A 1,581-nucleotide genomic window follows, 5' to 3' on the forward strand; every position below is an offset into this window, starting at 1 on the left:
CGGGCGTCCAGCGCCAGGCCGGCGCCGATGCTGCCGAACAGGTCGCCTTCGACGCTTCGAGCCCCCGGCACCAGGGCCGAGACGGACTCGCGCAGGCGCGGCACGCGGCTGGAACCGCCGGTGAAGAACACCGTATCCACATCCGAGGTCGACACGCCGGCATCGCGCAGTAGCGCCCCCACCGTGGTCTCGACCTTCTCGATCAACCGGCTCACGCAGGCGTCGAACGAGGGCCGCGTCACGTCCACGCCCAGTTCCGGCGCGATGCGCGACAGGTCGATGCGCGCGGCGGGCGTATCAGACAGCGCGATCTTGGCCTCTTCGACCTGCACCGCCACCCAGTGCCCGGCGCGCTGCTTGACCAGGTTGAGCAGCAGATCGATCTTCTCGCGGTCGCCGGCTTCGGCGCGGATGTAGGCGAAGTGCTCGGCGGCCTTGCGGGTATAGGCCTGGTTGATGGTGTGCCAGCACGCCAGGTTGCCGTATTGCGTGGACGGCACGTCCTTGCCGCTGCGCAGCTGGCTGCCCAGCCCCAGCATCGGCATCACGTGGGCCAGGCTGAGCTGCTTGTCGAAGTCCACCCCGCCGATGTGCACGCCGCCATACGCCAGGATGTCCTCGCGGCGGTCGGCCTTGGCGGCGCGGCCGGGCCCCAGGCGGATCAGCGAAAAGTCGGAGGTGCCGCCGCCGATGTCGATGACCAGCACCAGCTCTTCGCGGTCGATCTGCGATTCATAGTCGAATGCGGCGGCCAGCGGCTCGAACTGGAATTCGATATCGGTAAAGCCCACGCTGCGCGCAATCTCGCCCAGGGTGTCCTGGGCGGTCTGGTCGGCGGCGGGGTTGTCGTCCACGAAGAACACCGGCCGGCCCAGCACGGCGCGCGTGAAGCCCCGGCCCGCCGCCGTCTCGGCGCGATGCTTGAGTTCGGCGATGAAGCGCGTGAGCAGGACGCGGAACGGAATCGAACGGCCCTGCACTTCCGTCGAGCCGTCGATCAGCGAGCTGCCCAGCAGGCTCTTCATCGAGCGCATCAGGCGCCCGTCGTAGCCCGCCAGGTAATCGGAGATGGCGGCGCGGCCATAGCTGACCTCGGCGTCTTCGTCATGGAAGAAAATGGCCGACGGCAAGGTGGTCTTGCCGTCTTCCAGGGCGAGGAGCGCGCGCTGATCGGGGCGGCTCCAGCCCACGGTGGAGTTGGACGTGCCGAAGTCGACGCCGCATGCGGTGGAGATCATGGGGAATTCTGGGGCTGAAAGCAAAACGGCGGACAAGTGTAGCCGCAACCGCCAGAATCGCCATATCAGCCCGTGCGCGCCAGCGCCCTGGCCGTGAACGCCAGCGTCGCGGCAGCCACCAGCAGGCCGCTGGCGAAGCCGCCGGCGTAGCCGATCTGGGCCGCCAGCCCGGTCAGGAGCGACGAGGTCAGGATCTCGCCCAGGTCGCGGGCGCTCTGCACGGCGGTCATGTCGGTGCCGGCCTGCTCCCCCCGGCTGGCGAAGCGCATGGCCAGCGTCATCAGGGCCACGGACGCGGCGCCCGCGCCGAACGCGCCCAGCGCCTGCGCACCAAAGGCCATGC

At 69.3% G+C, this 1,581-nt stretch carries 1 protein-coding gene and 1 pseudogene; both read right to left on the reverse strand.

The window, feature by feature from the left end; all coding sequences use genetic code 11:
• A partial coding sequence (locus VIR09_RS19615) for an Hsp70 family protein (protein ID WP_332014379.1) occupies positions 1-1,238 on the reverse strand: 1,238 nt, incomplete at its 3' end.
• Between the two features lie 65 nt (positions 1,239-1,303).
• Positions 1,304-1,581, reverse strand: a pseudogene (locus tag VIR09_RS19620) (MFS transporter); the annotation flags it as partial.

It is taken from the genome of Achromobacter sp., from assembly GCF_036567245.1.
Taxonomy (GTDB): Bacteria; Pseudomonadota; Gammaproteobacteria; order Burkholderiales; family Burkholderiaceae_B; genus Achromobacter.